The 16,090-nt window shown below is 68.6% G+C and carries 16 protein-coding genes; 11 read left to right on the top strand and 5 right to left on the bottom strand.

Features of this window, described 5'->3' with window-relative positions; genetic code table 11:
• Positions 1-46 precede the first annotated feature (46 nt).
• Positions 47-1,876 carry a CocE/NonD family hydrolase gene (locus IB269_RS04925; protein ID WP_192366525.1) on the bottom strand — a complete coding sequence of 610 codons (1,830 nt, stop codon included), beginning with the start codon at positions 1,874-1,876 and terminating at the stop codon, positions 47-49.
• A 358-nt stretch (positions 1,877-2,234) separates the two neighbouring features.
• Between IB269_RS04925 and IB269_RS04920 the strand changes: the two genes are divergently transcribed.
• On the top strand, positions 2,235-2,531 hold the full coding sequence (locus IB269_RS04920) for a zf-TFIIB domain-containing protein (protein WP_065345116.1): 297 nt from the start codon (positions 2,235-2,237) through the stop codon (positions 2,529-2,531).
• Between the two features lie 81 nt (positions 2,532-2,612).
• A complete protein-coding gene (locus IB269_RS04915) occupies positions 2,613-3,113 on the top strand; it encodes a MarR family winged helix-turn-helix transcriptional regulator (RefSeq protein WP_012206335.1) in 501 nt (166 codons plus the stop codon).
• A gap of 6 nt (positions 3,114-3,119) precedes the next feature.
• Here the strand turns inward: IB269_RS04915 and IB269_RS04910 are convergent, their stop codons facing one another.
• Positions 3,120-4,007, bottom strand: coding sequence for a 4-hydroxyphenyl-beta-ketoacyl-CoA hydrolase (locus tag IB269_RS04910; RefSeq protein WP_013801753.1), 888 nt, complete (start codon positions 4,005-4,007; stop codon positions 3,120-3,122).
• 195 nt (positions 4,008-4,202) lie between these two features.
• Between IB269_RS04910 and IB269_RS04905 the strand changes: the two genes are divergently transcribed.
• The 9 genes from IB269_RS04905 (at position 4,203) to IB269_RS04865 (ending at position 14,420) form a co-directional block, all read left to right on the top strand.
• Positions 4,203-5,912, top strand: coding sequence for a tannase/feruloyl esterase family alpha/beta hydrolase (locus tag IB269_RS04905; RefSeq protein ID WP_192366524.1), 1,710 nt, complete (start codon positions 4,203-4,205; stop codon positions 5,910-5,912).
• 183 nt (positions 5,913-6,095) lie between these two features.
• Positions 6,096-7,244 carry a porin gene (locus tag IB269_RS04900; protein WP_123695144.1) on the top strand — a complete coding sequence of 383 codons (1,149 nt, stop codon included), beginning with the start codon at positions 6,096-6,098 and terminating at the stop codon, positions 7,242-7,244.
• A gap of 49 nt (positions 7,245-7,293) precedes the next feature.
• The gene (locus tag IB269_RS04895) at positions 7,294-8,286 is read left to right on the top strand and encodes a tripartite tricarboxylate transporter substrate-binding protein (protein WP_034395494.1); all 993 of its coding nucleotides are present in this window, start codon (positions 7,294-7,296) and stop codon (positions 8,284-8,286) included.
• 66 nt (positions 8,287-8,352) lie between these two features.
• Entirely contained in the window at positions 8,353-8,838 is a 486-nt protein-coding gene (locus tag IB269_RS04890) for an Rrf2 family transcriptional regulator (protein ID WP_063325713.1), read from the top strand.
• Positions 8,825-9,724 carry an NAD(P)/FAD-dependent oxidoreductase gene (locus IB269_RS04885; protein WP_192366523.1) on the top strand — a complete coding sequence of 300 codons (900 nt, stop codon included), beginning with the start codon at positions 8,825-8,827 and terminating at the stop codon, positions 9,722-9,724. Before IB269_RS04890 ends, IB269_RS04885 begins: the two co-directional genes overlap by 14 nt.
• 213 nt (positions 9,725-9,937) lie before the next feature.
• Positions 9,938-12,103: a TonB-dependent receptor gene (locus IB269_RS04880; RefSeq protein WP_192366522.1), complete on the top strand. Its 2,166-nt coding sequence runs from the start codon at positions 9,938-9,940 to the stop codon at positions 12,101-12,103.
• Positions 12,104-12,182: 79 nt separating this feature from the next.
• Complete coding sequence (locus IB269_RS04875) at positions 12,183-12,455, top strand: hypothetical protein (RefSeq protein ID WP_013801746.1); 273 nt, start codon at positions 12,183-12,185, stop codon at positions 12,453-12,455.
• Positions 12,436-12,774, top strand: a complete 339-nt coding sequence (locus IB269_RS04870; protein ID WP_192366521.1) for a hypothetical protein — start codon at positions 12,436-12,438, stop codon at positions 12,772-12,774. The genes IB269_RS04875 and IB269_RS04870 overlap by 20 nt, the downstream gene beginning before the upstream one ends.
• Positions 12,771-14,420 carry a PepSY-associated TM helix domain-containing protein gene (locus IB269_RS04865; RefSeq protein ID WP_192366520.1) on the top strand — a complete coding sequence of 550 codons (1,650 nt, stop codon included), beginning with the start codon at positions 12,771-12,773 and terminating at the stop codon, positions 14,418-14,420. Before IB269_RS04870 ends, IB269_RS04865 begins: the two co-directional genes overlap by 4 nt.
• A 73-nt stretch (positions 14,421-14,493) precedes the next feature.
• On the opposite strand, the gene IB269_RS04860 is transcribed toward IB269_RS04865, so the two are convergent.
• From IB269_RS04860 to IB269_RS04850, 3 genes are all read right to left on the bottom strand, one after another.
• A complete protein-coding gene (locus tag IB269_RS04860) occupies positions 14,494-14,712 on the bottom strand; it encodes a hypothetical protein (protein ID WP_013801743.1) in 219 nt (72 codons plus the stop codon).
• A gap of 83 nt (positions 14,713-14,795) precedes the next feature.
• The gene (gene blaOXA / locus IB269_RS04855) at positions 14,796-15,599 is read right to left on the bottom strand and encodes a class D beta-lactamase (RefSeq protein ID WP_192366519.1); all 804 of its coding nucleotides are present in this window, start codon (positions 15,597-15,599) and stop codon (positions 14,796-14,798) included.
• Between the two features lie 61 nt (positions 15,600-15,660).
• Entirely contained in the window at positions 15,661-16,086 is a 426-nt protein-coding gene (locus IB269_RS04850; RefSeq protein ID WP_225613955.1) for a GNAT family N-acetyltransferase, read from the bottom strand.
• Positions 16,087-16,090: the final 4 nt, after the last annotated feature.

Genomic DNA, 16,090 nt, shown 5'->3' with positions numbered 1-16,090 from the left:
GAATGATGAACGAACGTTCATTCATAGTCAACACCGGGGCATGAAATCACAGCGGCGGCAGGGGGCCCACGCCCGAAGGAACGGCCTCCTCGTTGGGCCTGCAGGGCTGGCGCAGCATGCGCCGGCAGTCCGGCAGCTGCCGCTCATGGGCATAGGCGATGTGGCCCAGCACGATCTTCGACGGCCGGCTGCGGTCCAGCCAGACGGTGTTGGTCGAAGGCGTGGACAGATGGTCGAAGGCCCAGTACCCGGTCTGCGAAGGCGTGTCCAGGGTCACGCGCAGGCTGGAGCCCGCGCGGAACACATGGGCGAATTTCTGGATTTCCACGCGCATCAGCGTGGGCTCGCCGGGGCGCAGCGGGCGCACGGCGGCCTCGGTGAAATCGCCCCAGGGCCGCAAGGCGGTGGAGCGCTGGCCGTCCAGCGCACGCATGGAAGCACGCAGCCAGCCGCGCTGCACGAACATCTCCTGGCCGTCGGGACGCACCTCCGAGACGGTGACCTGCACATCGGTGTCGCCGGCAGTGGCGCTGAGCCACAGGTCCAGCGAGGCCTCGCCATAAAAGCTCAGCGCGCGCGGCAGCGGGGCCGTGGTGAAGCGCAGCAGGCCCTGCCCGGCGGGGCTGGCAGTCCATTGGCCCGCGCCGGACTCGGTGTCCGCGTCGGGATGGTTGGCCTCGGCGCCCGGCAGCGGGTAGCGGTAGCTGGCCGACTGGCGCTCGGCCTGCGGCGGCGCATCGCCCAGCCCGCCGCCAGGCTGCAGCCACAGCGTCATGGGCGTGACGCGCACGGGCAGCCGGTCAAAGCTGGCCACGGCCGAGGGGCGCAGCTGCCCATAGTCGCCCCCACCGTTCATCCACTGCATTTCCTGCGCCAGCAGCACGCGCGGCGTGTGCTCGAAGCCATTGCTCTCGCCCTTGAGAAAGCGCGCGTAAAAGCGCTTCATGGTCTCGCGCAGAAAGGGGGCGTTGTCGGTGTGGTGGTCGCCGTTGGAGCTGATCAGCCACATCTTGTCCGGGGCGATGCTGTCCTCGTAGTAGCCCATGCGGGTGCCCACCTGCTCGTCCTGCCAGGACTGGGTGCCCAGCGTGGGGATGTCGATGCGGTGCGTGGAGTTCATGGCGCTTTTGAGCGCGTAGCGGGCGCCGAAGAAGCGGTCCTCGTCCAGCCAGCGCGCCATGTCCAGGTCGGGGCGCTGGATCTTGCGGATGTTGTCCTCCACGACCTGGGCGCATCCGGTATCGCCGTCCAGCGCCCTGGCATCGTCGGCGGCCTTGCGCCATATCGCGGGGAACTGCCGCCACCAGTTGGCGGGAAAGCCAATGTTCTGGATGCCGCCCGGATAGGCCACGTCGCGGTAGGGATCGGCCACGTTCTTGCCCGGCGCGATCGCCTTGAGGCTGGGCGGACGCTGGGCCGCCACCCACAGCTGGTCGTAGCCCGAATACGAATAGCCCACCATGCCCACCTTGCCCGTGGACCACGCCTGGCGCGCAGCCCACTCCACCGCGTGCGCCCCGGCCGCGCCCACGGAGGCGTCGGCCCACTGGTTCTCGCCCGTGGAGCAGCCCGTGCCGGGCACGTTCAGGCCCATCACGGCATAGCCTTCCTTGGTCCATTCCTGGGTGGTCTGTTCCGTGACCGAGCCCGATCCGTAGCCGTCATACTCCATCAGCACGGGAAACGGCCCCGGCCCCTTGGGAAAGACCACCGAATAGCGCATCTTGTTGCCGTCAGGCAGCTGGATGTAGCCCCAGATGCGCGGCCCGGGGTTGGTGCTGCCCGAAGAGCCCCCGCCGCAGGCCGCGAGGCCCAGGGCAAGGGTGGCGATGCCGGCCGCGCCGAGCCACGCGCGGGAATGGCGAAAAGTCATCATGGATGGTCCTCCTGGTTGCTGATGCAGACATGCCCGCAAGGGGGCAGGCCGCAATGTAGGACCGTCCGGGCGCATGGCGCACGCGCAGGCTGAAGGGGGGCTGAAGGGGGGATGAAGGGGCGCTGAAGCGCGCCTGAAGACAGGCTGAAGGCAAACGCGGCCAGTCGCCACGGCCTTCGGCCCCGGGCCACGGCGGCATGGACTGGCACGAGATGGTGATGGCGCTTGGAGCGACGGAACTATCCATCGCCCCCGCAGTCGAACGGCCTTCGCTGGAGACCTCAACGCATAACAGCCCGGCCCACACTCCATCGTTGCCGATGGAGCCACTGCCTGAACAGGCAAAGGTGAAACTGTCATGCAATGTCCCGCCTGCCGAGATGCCACGCTCATCATCTCCGAGCGCCAGAACATAGAGATCGACTACTGCCCCCAATGCCGCGGAGTCTGGCTGGACCGCGGAGAGCTGGACAAGCTCATCGAGCGCTCCGCTGCCCAGGCACCCTCCGTGCCCGCCTCGCCAGCAGCCTATGAACGCCCGCAGGAACGGCGCGCGGGCCCTGACGGATCCCATGACCGGCGCGAGCACTCCAGCCACGATGGTTACCGCCGCAAGAAGCGCGAAGGCTTTCTCTCCGATCTTTTCGACTTCTAGCACCAGGGCAAGTCCGCTGCGCCGGCATCGGGACATGGCAGCCGCGCCCCACTATGATTCGGCTTTCAGTTCCTTGTCCCCATGCCCCGCGCCCGCACACCCAAGCCCGCTCCTGCCGAAGAGAACACGGCCCCGTCCAGCACTGCAGCGCCGGGACCGTCCATCGACGCCTCCTTCCTGCACACCCTCGTGGGCTACAACGCCCGGCGTGCCTCGCTGTCCATCATCGAAGTGTTCGTGGAGCGCATGGCCACCCACGATCTCAAGATGGTGGAGTTCTCCGTGCTCTCCCTGGTGTCCCACAACCCCGGCATCACCTCGCGCCAGCTGTGCGCGGCGCTGGATGTGATGCCGCCCAACCTGGTGGGCCTCATCGCAGCGCTGGAGCGCCGCAAGCTGATCGAGCGGCGCACCCACCCCACCGACCGCCGCGCCGTGGGCGTGCACCTGACGCCGGCCGGCGCCGAGCTCACGGCCCGGGCGGAAAGAACGGCGGCGGAATTGGAACTGGATGCCACCTACCGCCTGACCGACGCCGAGCGCAGGACGCTGATCCAGCTGCTGCAGAAGATCTACAACTGAGCGCGCTCAGTCCGCCTTCTCCGCTGCCGGCTGCTCCAGCCCCAGCAGCCGCACCGCGTTGCCCTTGAGGATGCCGGGCATCACCTCGGGCTTGAAGCCGGCTTCCTGGAAATCCTTCATCCAGCGCTCGGGCGTGATCAGCGGATAGTCGCTGCCGAAGAGCACGCGGTCCTTGAGCAGGGTGTTGGCGTACTGCACCAGCTGCCGGGGAAAGTACTTGGGGCTCCAGCCCGACAGATCGATCCAGACATTGGGCTTGTGCAGGGCCACGGACAGGGCCTCGTCCTGCCAGGGAAAGCTGGGGTGGGCCATCACGATCTGCATATCGGGAAAGTCGATGGCCACGTCGTCCAGGTGCATGGGGTTGCTGTAGGCCAGGCGCAGGCCGCCGCCGCAGCGCATGCCGCTGCCAATGCCGCTGTGGCCCGTGTGGAAGATGGCCGGCAGTTGGTACTCGGCCACCACCTCGTAGATCGGCCAGGCCATGCGGTCGTAGGGATGGAAGCCCTGCACCGTGGGGTGGAACTTGAAGCCCCTGACGCCCTCTTCCTCGATCAGCCGCCGCGCCTCGCGCGCACCCATGCGACCCTTGTGCGGATCGATGCTGGCGAAGGCCACCATCATGTCGCTGTTGGCCCGCGCGGCCTCGGCGATCTCCTCGTTGGGAATGCGGCGCCGGCCCAGCTGCGACTCGCTGTCCACCGTGAACATCACCAGGCCCAGGTTGCGCTCACGGTAATAGGCCACGGTCTCGGCAATGGTCGGGCGCCGGCCGTTGCCGAAGTACTTGTCGGCGGCGCGGTCGTACTCCTCGCCGTAGTTGTCGAACGGGTTCCAGCAGCTCACCTCGGCATGCGTGTGGATGTCGATGGCAATCAGTTTTTCGTGGTCCATGTCTGTCTCCTGTGTGGCCTGCTGCCTGCCCCGGCATCAAGGGGAAGTCCCAATAAGAAATTCGCAAAGGCCGCTTGAATTGGTTATTAAATATAACCAAAATCGCGGCCATCAGAAAGCGATGCGGATGCGGGCAACGGCTGCCACGCAACGGTTTCGCGCTGAGGCTTCACACCACCTTCCGAGGAGACAGACATGGACAGAAAGATCCACAAGACCCGTTCCCGCGCCTTGCCGGCCACGCTGGCCGCCGCCCTTCCCGCCCTGCTGCTGGCCGCCTGCGGCGGCTCGAGCGACGGCATCGCGCAGCTCGCCGAGGCCCGCCCCGCCACGCTGCTGTCGTGCACGGACCTGGCCGCGAAAATATCCTTCCCCAACACCCGCATCACCGCCGCCGAGACCGTGGCCGCCGGCACGCTGACGGTGGCAGGCAAGCCCATTGCCGAGCACTGCCGCGTGACCGGCCGCATGCACGAGCGCGTCAGCACCGTCGATGGCCAGAACTACGCCGTGGGATTCGAGATGCGCCTGCCGCGCGACTGGAACGGGCGCTTTTTCTACCAGGCCAACGGCGGCCTGGACGGCAGCGTGAGCACGGCCGTGGGCGCACTGGGCGGCGGGCCGCTGGGCAACGCGCTGCAGATGGGCTTTGCCGTGCTCAGTTCCGACGCCGGGCATGCAGGCAGCCTGGGCCCCTTCTTCGGCCTGGACCCGCAGGCGCGGCTGGACTACGGCTACCAGGCCGTGGGCAAGCTCACGCCCATGGCGCGCAGCGCGCTGCAGACGGCCTATGGCAAGGGCCCGGACCGCTCCTACCTGGGCGGCTGCTCCAACGGCGGGCGCCACGCCATGGTGGCGGCCTCTCGCTATGCAGACCAGTACGACGGCATCATTGCCGGCAACCCCGGCACGCGCCTGCCGCTGGCGGCCATTGCCAACATTGCCGGCGCCCAGGGCTATGCGAAGCTGGCCACCACGCCCGCCGACCTGGGCACGGGCTTCACCCAGGCCGAGCGCCGCCTGGTCAGCCAGGCCGTGCTGGCCCGGTGCGATGCGCTGGACGGCGCCACCGACGGCATGGTGCAGGCCGGCGCAGCCTGCCAGGCAAGCTTCGACCTGGCGCGCGACGTGCCCACCTGCGGCGGCGCGCGCGACGGCAGTTGCCTCAGCGCCGAGCAAAAGAGCACCATTGCCGGCCTGTTCAAGGGCGCCACCACCAGCGGCGGCAGCCGCATCTACAGCAGCTTCCCGTATGACGCAGGGCTGGATACGGCCGGCTGGGCCGGCTGGAAATTCTCCAACTCGCTGAACCTGGACACCGGCGCCGTGGGCCTGGTCTGGCAGGCGCCACCGGAGAGCCCGGCCAGCTTCAACGGCCCGCAGTTCGCGCTGACAGGCAGCGTGGACAGCATGCTGGCCAAGGTCCAGGCCACGACGGCGCTGTACACCGAAAACGCGCTGTCCTTCATGCTCCCGCCCGACTACGGCAAGCTGCCCGTGCTGCGCAACCGGGGCGCCAAGCTCATGGTCTACCACGGCACGGCCGATCCCATCTTCTCCAGCGACGACACCGTGCAGTGGTACGACACGCTGCGCCGCAACCATGGCGACGCCGCCGACTTCGCCCGCCTGTACCTGGTGCCCGGCATGAACCACTGCAGCGGCGGCCCGGCCACCGAGCAGTTCGACATGCTCAGCTCCCTCGTGGCCTGGGTGGAGAAAGGCCAGGCGCCAGACCGCGTGATCGCCAGTGCGCGCGGCGCGGGCAATGCGGGCGGCGTCAACGCCGACCTGCCCGCCACCTGGTCGCCCACGCGCACCCGGCCGCTGTGCCCCCATCCGCTGGCCGCCCACTACAACGGCAGCGGCGACATGGAAAGCGCTGCCAGCTTCAGCTGCCGCTGACCGTGCCGTGACGGCGGGCGGTGCCTGAACGGTCTCCTGAACGGCCCGTCCCCTTCCGCCCTCATCCACCCCTTGTCCGCAGTCCCGCCCCCGGCGGGGCCGGGCCCCGCTGCGCCCGAGAAAAGGCGTGCGGACACCCACGCCAAGACGGCAACGATTTTTCAAACCAGAGGAGACATCACCATGCAAAAAACCCCTTCCCCGCTGACCCTGGCGGCCGCCGCCGTGCTGGCCCTGGCCGGCTCCAGCACCAGCTTCGGCGCCTTCGCGCAAGGCACCTCCAGCGTCACGCTCTACGGCATCGTCGATGTGGGCGTGGAGCACGTGAACAATGTGGCGGCGGGCGGCGGTCTCAGCCGCATGCCATCGACCACCAGCCTGGTGCCCTCGCGCTGGGGCCTGCGCGGCAGCGAGGACCTGGGCGGCGGCCTCAAGGCCATCTACACGCTGGAGTCGGGCTTTGCGCCCGACCAGGGCACCTTCAACCAGGGCGGGCGCGGCTTTGGGCGCCAAAGCTGGGTGGGACTGGGCGGCAACTGGGGCAGCCTGACCATGGGCCGCCAGAACTCCATGCTGTTCTGGTCACTGCTCGATTCGGACATCATCGGCCCGGCCGTCTTCGCCATGGGCTCGCTGGACGCCTACATCCCCAACTCGCGCGCCGACAACATGCTGGCCTGGCGCGGCAACTTCGGCGGGCTGGCGCTGGGCGCGGGCTACAGCTTCGGGCGCGATGCCGTCAACGCAGGCCCCAGCCCGGCAGGCACCAACTGCCCGGGCGAGAGCGGATCGGACACGCAGGCCTGCCGCCAGTGGTCGCTGTACGCCAAGTACGACACGCCCGTCTGGGGCCTGGCGCTGGGCTACGAGCAGCAAAACGGCCGCACGCCGGCCTCGTCCACCGACCCGGTGTTCGGCGGCATGACCTCCAGCGCCAAGCATGACGAGCGCCTGCACCTGGGCGGCTACTTCAAGCTGGCCGGCGTGAAGGTCGGCGGCGGCCTGCTGCGCCGCGACAACGATGGCGACGCCGTCAAGCCGCGCAGCAACCTCTGGTATGTGGGCGCCTCGTACCCGGTCACCGAGGCGCTGGTGCTCGAAACCCAGTGGCTGACGCTGCGCTACCGCGGCGTCTCGGGCTACGACTCCGACCTGCTGGTGGCACGCGCCATCTACAACCTGTCCAAGCGCACGGCGGTCTACACCCAGCTCGGCCACATCCGCAACGACCGCCTGGCCACCGTCTCGGTCAGCGGCGGCGCCCCGGGCAGCAACACCGCGCCGGGCCGCTCGCAGACCGGCATCAACGTCGGCATCCGCCACATGTTCTGAGCCCGTTCTTTCCAGCTTTTCCTTTTTTCGATTTCACCAGGAGACATCCATGCAGATGCATCGCCGTCATTTCGTCCAGGCCCTGGGCAGCGCCGCCGCCCTGGGGTCGCTGTCGCCACTGCAGGCCCTGGCCCAGGCACTGGACCAGGTCAAGATCATGTACGGCTTTCCGGCAGGCAGCTCGGGCGACAGCGTGGCCCGCCGCGTGGCCGAGCGGCTGGGCGGCACGCCCTACAGCAAAGGGCCGGGCTTTGTGGAAAACAAGCCCGGCGCCGGTGGCCGCATCGCGGTGGAGGCCCTGAAGAACGCCCCGCCCAACGGCTCGGTGCTGGCGCTGGCGCCCGTGTCGGCCTTCTCGGTCTACCCGCACATCTACCCCAAGCTGACCTACAAGCCCGAGGATGCGATCCCCGTCTCCATCGGCGCCGTCATCTACCACGGCCTGGCCGTGGGGCCTGCCGTGCCGGCCGAGGTCAAGACCCTCAAGGACTTCCTGGCCTGGGCCAAGGCCCACCCCGACCGGGCCAACTTCGGCTCGCCGGGCGCGGGCTCCATGCCGCACCTGCTGGGCGCGCTGCTGAGCCTGCGCTCGGGGGTGGAACTCAAGCACGCGCCCTATCGCGGCACCGTGCCCAGCATCACCGACCTGGTGGGCGGCCAGGTCGCGGCCACCATGAACCCCAGCGGCGACTACCTGCAATACCTGAAGGCCGGCCGCCTGCGCGTGCTGGCCACTTCGGGCAAGCAGCGCTCGCCCTTCCTGCCCGACGTGCCCACCTTTACCGAACTGGGCTTTCCCGATGTCACGGTGGAGGAATGGTTCGGCTTCTACGCTCCCGCCAAGACCCCGGCCACCACCATTGCCAACGCCAATGCGGCCATCACGGCCGCGCTCAAGGACAAGGCCGTGATCGACGGGCTGGCCGCCCTGGGCCTGCTGGCGCGCGGCAGCACGCAGCAGGAGATGGCGGCCGACCAGCAGGCCGAGTTCGAGCGCTGGAGTTCGCTGGTCAAGCAGATCGGGTTCACGGGCGAGTCCTGATCAGTCGGCGGCAGGCCCATTCCCCTTCACGGGACAAGGCCACACTCATGCAACAAATAATGTTGCATGAAACAGAACAGCCAATTCTCGGACGTCCTCCATGTGCTGCTGCATATGGCCGAGGGCGATGGACCTGCCACCTCCGACATGCTCGCCGCCGCGCTGCAGACCAACCCGGTCGTGCTGCGCCGGTTGATGTCGGGCCTGCGCGATGCAGGCCTTGTCACCTCCGCCAAGGGCCATGGCGGGGGCTGGGTGCTTTCTTGCGAACTGGACCGCACCACGCTGCGCGACGTGCATGAGGCCCTGGGCGCGCCCGGCCTGGTGGCGCTGGGCTTCAGGGAGGACCGGCCCGAATGCCTGGTCGCCCAGGCCGTGAACGAAGCCCTGAGCAACGCGGTGCAGCAGGCCGAGGCCGCCCTGCTTGCACGCCTGGGCACGGTGACGCTGGCTGCCCTGTCCCATGACTTCCACGCCCGCCTGGCCCGCCATCGCGCAGCAGGCGGCCAGGGTTGGCACCAACTGCAGGAGCACTCGCATGAAACACGTTGATTTCGCCGTCATCGGCGGCAGCTATGCCGGCCTGTCCGCCGCGCTGCAACTGGCGCGTGCGCGCCGCCAGGTGCTGGTGGTCGATGCCGGACTGCGGCGCAACCGCTTCGTGGACCAGGCCGGCGAGACATCGCACGGCTTTCTCACCCAGGATGGCGTGGCCCCCGCCCAGATCGCCGCCCAGGCCCGGCAGCAGCTGATGGCCTATCCCACCGTGCAGTGGCTGGACGGCACGGCCGAGGACGCCCGCGTGGCGCCCGATGGCCGGCTGGAGTTCCATGCAGCGGGCACGGCCATCAGCGCTGCCCGCCTCGTCCTGGCGCTGGGCGTGCATGACAGCCTGCCGCCCGTGCCGGGACTGGCCGAGCGCTGGGGCCGCAGCGTCTTTCACTGCCCGTACTGCCACGGCTACGAGATGAATGCGGGCCGCATCGGCATCATCGCCAGCTCGGCCCTGGCCCACCATCACGCCGTCATGCTGCCCGACTGGGGCCAGACCACACTGCTGCTCAACGGCGCCTACACGCCCGGCGCCGAAGAACTTTCCACCCTTGCGCGCCGGGGCACCCAGGTGGAGACCACGCCCATCGCCCGCCTGGAAGGCCGGGCCGACGTGCTGCTGCAGGACGGCCGCCGCCTGGTCATGGATGGCCTGTTCACCCAGCCGCGCACCCGCATCGCCAGCCCCGTGGCCGAACAGCTGGGCTGCACCCTGGAAGAGGGCCCCATGGGCACCTTCATCAAGGTCGCGGAAGGCCAGGCGACCAGCGTCCCCAACGTGTTCGCCTGTGGCGACGCGGCCCGCGCGGCCGGCAACGTGGCCATGGCGGTGAGCGATGGCGCCATGGCGGGCATTGGCGCGCACCGGTCGATGATGGGGTGGTGATGGGGTGGTGATGGGGTGGTGATGGGGTGGTGATGGGGTCGTGATGGGGTCGTGATGGGGTCGTGATGGCGGCGGGCCTTGGGCCCGTGCGTGGACGCAGATCAACTGCCCGCCGGACGATGCGTGGATACAACAACTTCCCATGCTAACTAAATACGTAAATATAATTAAGACTGATTCTCATTGACATCTACAACATCAAGAGTCCAGTCCATGCACACCACCAACGGCCGCGCGCTGCGGTTCAACTCCATTGTTCTGGCCATGCTGGCCGCCGGCGCCGGGTCCACGGCGATCGCACAGGATGCAGCGCAGGCGCCGACCGCAACGACGCCGACGCCGACGCCGACGCTGTCGCAGATCGACGTGCGCGACAAGTACGAGCGCGAGGACCTGCCCACGCTGGCACCGGGGCGCAAGGCCGCCAAGGGTGCACGCCTGGGCATTCTGGGCGCCACCTCCATCGTGGACGCGCCGGTGCATGTCAACGCCTACACCCGCGAGCTGGCCGAGGACTGGTCCGCCCTGTCGCTGCAGGATGTGCTGGAAAACGATGCGGCCGTGGTCTTCACCACCAACAAGGGACACCTGCTGCAGAACTTCAACCTGCGCGGCCTGGATGTGACGGCCATGGACATCGCCACCAACGGCCTGTACGGCGTGGCGCCGGCCAATTCGGTGCCCATCGAGATGTTCGAGCGCGTGGAGGTGATGCGCGGCCCCAACGTGCTGCTGTCCGGCATGCCGCCGCTGGCCAGCGTGGCCGGCTCCGTCAACATGGTCACCAAGCGCGCGCTGGCCCAGCCCATGGCGGACCTGACGGCCACCTACGTCTCGGACTCCTACCTGCAGATGCATGCCGACGTGGGCAGGCGCTTCGGCCCCGAGCAGCGGCTGGGCCTGCGCTTCAACGGCGTCTACGGCTCGGGCGACATGGGTGCCAAGGATGAGAGCCAGAAGCGCCGCGTGGGCGCCCTGGGCCTGGACTACCTGGGCGACAGGGCCCGCTTCTCGCTGGACCTGTACAACAGCATCACCAAGATCGACGGCGGCAGCCCGGGCATGTTCAGCTTCCTGGGCAGCGCGGCCATCCCCGGCGTGGGCCGGCTGCTGGCACCGCCCGGCGGCGACGTGAACATGTTCCGCGGCACCCACGGCCAATACGACAACAGCGGCCTGCTGGCGCGTGCCGAGGTGGACTTCACGCAGAACTGGCAGGGCTATTTCGCCTTCGGCGCCTCCGAGGCGCAGGGCAAGGGCCTGCTGTTCGGCACCCGCGCCATCGTCACGGGCCTGGACGGCACCACGCGCGGCGCCATCTACAACGTGCATACCGAATCCGAGCGTCGCACGGCCGAGGCCGGCGTCATCGGCAAGCTGAGCACGGGCAGCGTGCAGCACCGTCTGCAACTGTCGTTCAACATCCTCAAGCACAAGGAAGGCACCTACAACACGGCCTGCAACTACTGCTACACCACCAACATGTACGAGCCGACGACGCCCACCTTCCCGGGCGCGCCGCAGTGGAAGGGCTACACCACAGAGAACGAATTCCGCTCGCTGGCCCTGGCCGACGTGATGAGCTTCGCCAACGACAAGGTGCTGCTGACGCTGGGCGCACGCCACCAGACGGTGAAGACGCCGCTGGTCAACGGCGTGTCGTCCAACTACAGCAAGAGCCGCGTCTCGCCCATGGCCGGCCTGGTCGTGCGGCCCTGGGGCGACAACGTCTCGCTGTACGCCAACTACACCGAAGGCCTGGAGCCCGGCCGCACCGTGGGCGCGGGCTTTGCCAACACCGGCGAGACCCTGGCGCCCATGCAGACCAAGCAGGGCGAGGTGGGCGTGAAGCTGCAGGCGGGCCAGACCACGCACACGCTGAGCGCCTTCCGCATCGAAAAGCCGTCCATCATCACCAACAGCGGCAATGCCCAGGTGCTCGATGGCGAGCAGCGCCTCAAGGGCCTGGAGTGGAGCGCCTTCGGCAAGCTCACGCAGACGCTGTCGCTGCTGGGCGGGGTGGAGTACATCAAGTCACGCCAGATCAACTCCGGCCGTGAAAACTACGGCGTGCCCAAGCTGCGCGCGCGCATCGGCATCGACTGGGAAACGCCCGTGCAGGGCCTGTCGGTCGGCGGCCGCGTGCTGTACACCGGCTCGCAGTGGGTGGACTCCGGCAACAAGCTGCGCGCCCCGGCCTGGAACCGCTTCGACCTGATGGCCAAGTACGAGACCAGGTTCGGCGCCACGCCCGTGCGCTTCAATGCCAGCGTGGAGAACGTGACGGACAAGAACTACTGGATCGGCATGTTCACCGACGGCTTCGTCATGCCCGGCGCACCGCGCACCTTCCGGCTGTCGGCCACCGTGTCGTTCTGACCGCCTGACGCACTGCGCGGGCCACCCGGCGGGGCGCATGTGTCCCGCCGGGTCTTTTGCTTCCCACGATCGAATTTCCATGCCGTTCTTCACCGTCGCCGGCCTGCTTGCCACCTCGCTGGCCTGCCTGTGCATCTACGCCGCCTCGCCCAACCAGCGGCTATGGGCGGCCGCCTGGCCGCGCCGGCCTGCCCTCCTGGCCGGTGGCGGCCTGCTCGCAGCGGGCTGGCTGGCATTCGCCCAGGACATGCGGACGCTGGCCGCCACGTTCACCTGGCTCACCCTGCTGATGCTGGCCTTCGCCCTGCTGCCCTATATCGGAGCGCTGTTCCATGGCCGACGCACACCCTGAGGTCCGCCCGCGCAAGCCGGCCCCCATCCGGCCGGACTGGATCTCCAAGACCCTGGCCGGCCTGCTGCTGGGGCCGGGCCTGGCGATCAGCGCCAGTGGCCTGCTGGCCGCCTTGCTGCACGGCATGCCGCTGGCGGTGAGCGGGCAGCTGGTCATGTGGCTGGTGCCGCCGGTCTGGCTGCTGGTGCAGTCCCTGGTGTATTTCTTCTCCAGCGGCCTGCGCGCCTGGGCCTGGCTGGGCGGGGCCAACGCGCTGGCCCTGGCCGCCTGGTGGCTGGTGCGCGCGGCAATGCACAGCAGCGCAGGAGGCCTGTCATGAGAGCCGACTACATCCGCATCTACAAATCCGTACACACCTGGACGGGCATCCTCAGCGGCATGGCCTTGTTCATCGCCTTCTACGCGGGTGCGCTGACGGTGTTCAAGGAACCCATCCGGCGATGGTCCACGCCGCCGGCCGCCGTGGTGCAGGCCGTGCCCATGGACGAGGTGCAGCCGCTGATCGCCCGGACCCTGGCCAGCACGCCGGCGGCCGCGCGCGGCGCCATCGTGCAGCTGCAGGGCGACAACGCCATACCGCGCCTGCAATGGCAGGTGCGCGATCCCAAGGCCGACGACCATGACGAAAGCGCCGTACGCCACTACACGGCCCAGTTGTCGGCCGACGGCAGCGTGCAGATCAGCGAGCAGCGCCCGTCCCGCCTGGTGGAGTTCATCGACGTGCTGCACCGCGTGGTCGGCCTGCCCGTGGACTCGGACCCCAACCGCTGGATCATGGGCGCAATCTCGGCCCTGTACTTCCTGGCCCTGGTGTCGGGCGTGGTGATCCTGCTGCCCTCGCTCGTCAAGGACTTCTTCGCCCTGCGCGTGGGCAGGAACCTCAAGCGCATGTGGCTGGACGCGCACAACGTGGTGGGCATCGTCAGCCTGCCCTTTCACATCGTCATGGCCCTGAGCGCCGTGGTCTTCGCCTACCACGACCAGATCTTCGACGTGCAGGACAGGCTGATCCACGAAGGCCAATGGGCCCAGACCTTTGCGCGTCCCTCGAGCAAGGCCCCGGACGCGCCGCCACGCAATCCGGCCGACATGCTCGCGCCCTCCCGACTGGTGGAGATCGTCAGGGCGGCCGCGCCCGGCTTCGAGCCCGAAAGACTGCAGTACGCCCAGGTCACCGGCCCCAAGCCCACCGTGCGCGTCTGGGGCAGGAATCCCCAGGCCGTATCGCCGCGCGCCGTGGGCGGCTTTGCCATGCTCGATCCCTACAGCGGCAAGCTGATCTCGGCCGACTACCTCCCGGGCGGGCAGAGCACGCCCAACCTGTTCATCAGCAGCTTCTTCGCGCTGCACATGGCCTCCTTCGGCGGACTCGCGGTCTGGTGGCTGTACTTCCTGCTGGGCCTGGCCGGCGCGTGGCTGTTCTACGGCGGCAATCTGCTGTGGGTGGAGACGCGGCGCAAGGCCCAGCGCAAGGGCGCAGACTTGCCCGTGCAGCGGCGCGACACGGCCCTCATGGCCTCGGCTACCGTCGGCGTCTGCCTGGGCTGCGTGGCCGGCATTTCCGCCACCATTGCCGCCGCCAAGTGGCTGCCGGGCCGCGTCGATGACCTGGCCGCATGGCACATGGGCATCTACTACGCCGTGTTCTTCACCAGCATGGCCTGGGCCTTCGTGCGCGGCGCAGCGCGCGCGGCCCCGGCCTTGCTGTGGCTGGCCGCCGCCTGCACGGCCGCGATCGCGCTGTCATCGCTGGTGGGCTGGCTGGCGCCAGGCACCGGCGCGTGGGTGGACACCTCGCTGATCGGCCTGGACCTGACGGCCGTGGCCGGCGTGCTGGCCCTGGCCTGGATGGCGCGTGCCACGGCACGGCGCACGCGCAGTGGCCCGCAGGACAGTGTGTGGTCCGCGCCGCGCGACAAGCCGGCGCATCGGGACACCAAGGACTCACCGGCACCGGCCAGCTGACCTGGCCGGCACGCCATGGGAGTGCGCAGGTGGGCCGGTTGCCTGGTGGGCCGGCCCATCCCCGCTGCTGGGTCTATCCGAAAATGGCGCCGCCCGCATCCAGCGAGGGCGGCCGCAGAAGATCGGCATTGACGCCCATGGCTTCGCTGGCCCGCTCCACTGCCTGCCAAAGAGGGGCGGGCATCTGCAGTATTTCCTCGGGGGAGTTCGCGCGGGCAATCCAGTCGCTGATCTCAACGTGCTGCTCGGGGGTGAGCAGGTCCAGGTTCAGCATTTCGTCAATGGTCTTCATCGGGTGTCGGTCTGTCGCTCTTGTGCGGGAGATGTGCGGGAGATGTGTGGGCGAGGTGCGGAAAGGAAAACGCCCGTGCATTGTCAGCGGTCCGCGGCAGGCAGTCGCTGCAGCAGGGCATCGCGTGCGCGCAGGCCGGCATTGGGCTTTTGGGCCTGCTCATCCTGGATCAGCGTGGCGAACACCAGCCTGCGCTGGTCCTTGGTGGCCCAGCCCACATACCAGCCGTAGGCCCGGCTGGCATCGTAGCGGTTGTCGCTGCCGGGCGACCCGGTGCCGGTCTTGCCATGCACGGTCCAGCCGTCCACAGGCACGGGGTGCCGGGTGATGCGCGCAGTCATGTCGATGGCCTGACTGCTCACAGACAGTTCCCGGCGCACGATCTTGCGCATGAAGGCCACCTGCTCGGCCGCCGAGATGCGCAGCGAGGAAACCACCCACGCGCCGTTGTGGCCGGCATGGGCCACGGCAACGGCGGAGACATCCTCGTTGCCGTACTGGAAGGCCCTCACGTAGGCGCCAAACCGCTGCTGGCCCAGCTCCCGCGCCACCTGCTGCGAGTACCAGAACACCGAGTCCTTCATCCAAGCCTGGGGCGTGATCTCGCGCCGCCAGGCATCGCCGCCCCAGTCCGGATACTCCGGTTGGTACGGCCACGCGGGCCGGGATTCGTCCTGCAGGATGCCGGCGTCATAGCCCATCAGGCTGATGGCGATCTTGAAGGTGGAGGCCGGCGTGACGCGCTCGGCACAGGCCGGGCCGCTGTGCACCAGGGACTGGCCCGTGTCGGCGTCGGCGACGAGGGTGCACAGTTCGTGCGCGGTGGCCGGAATGCAGAAAAAGGCCACGGCCACCATTGCGGCAGCCACGGGAACGAATCGGCGCATTGATCAATGTTTCATGAGGACTGGCGCGCGATGATAGACGGGCTGTGGCACTGGAAATCCGTCATGTGCCGCGAGCCCGTCGGCGCTCCATCGCCTCTTCGGATGCGACAAAGCCCAGCCTGGCAAAGAACTGCGGGGCCTGTTCACGGCCGGCCCGCAGCACCCAGGTGATCCCGGGATCGGCACCCGTCACGGCCTCGACCAGCCTTCGCCCCGTGCCCTGCCCCCGGTAACCGGGGGCAACCACCACCATGGACAGGTATCCATTGGACAGCCCGTCCGTGATGGCGCGCGCAAAACCCACCACCTGGTTGCCCGCCACAGCCACCTCCACGGCCTGGGACGCACCGATGAGGCGCTCCAGATAGTCCTGGCTGGCGATGCGATGGCCCCAGCCATTGGAAATGAGCAGTTCATAGGCACCCCGCAGGTCGGCTGGGGCGTAGCGGCGGATCAGGGGCAAGTCGCAGACCATGGTCCCGGACATTGTG

The organism is Delftia sp. DLF01, from assembly GCF_014852125.1.
Taxonomy (GTDB): domain Bacteria; phylum Pseudomonadota; class Gammaproteobacteria; order Burkholderiales; family Burkholderiaceae_C; genus Comamonas; species Comamonas acidovorans.
The sequence above is the reverse complement of the archived record's forward strand: the minus strand, read 5'-3'. Positions and strand labels throughout refer to the sequence as shown.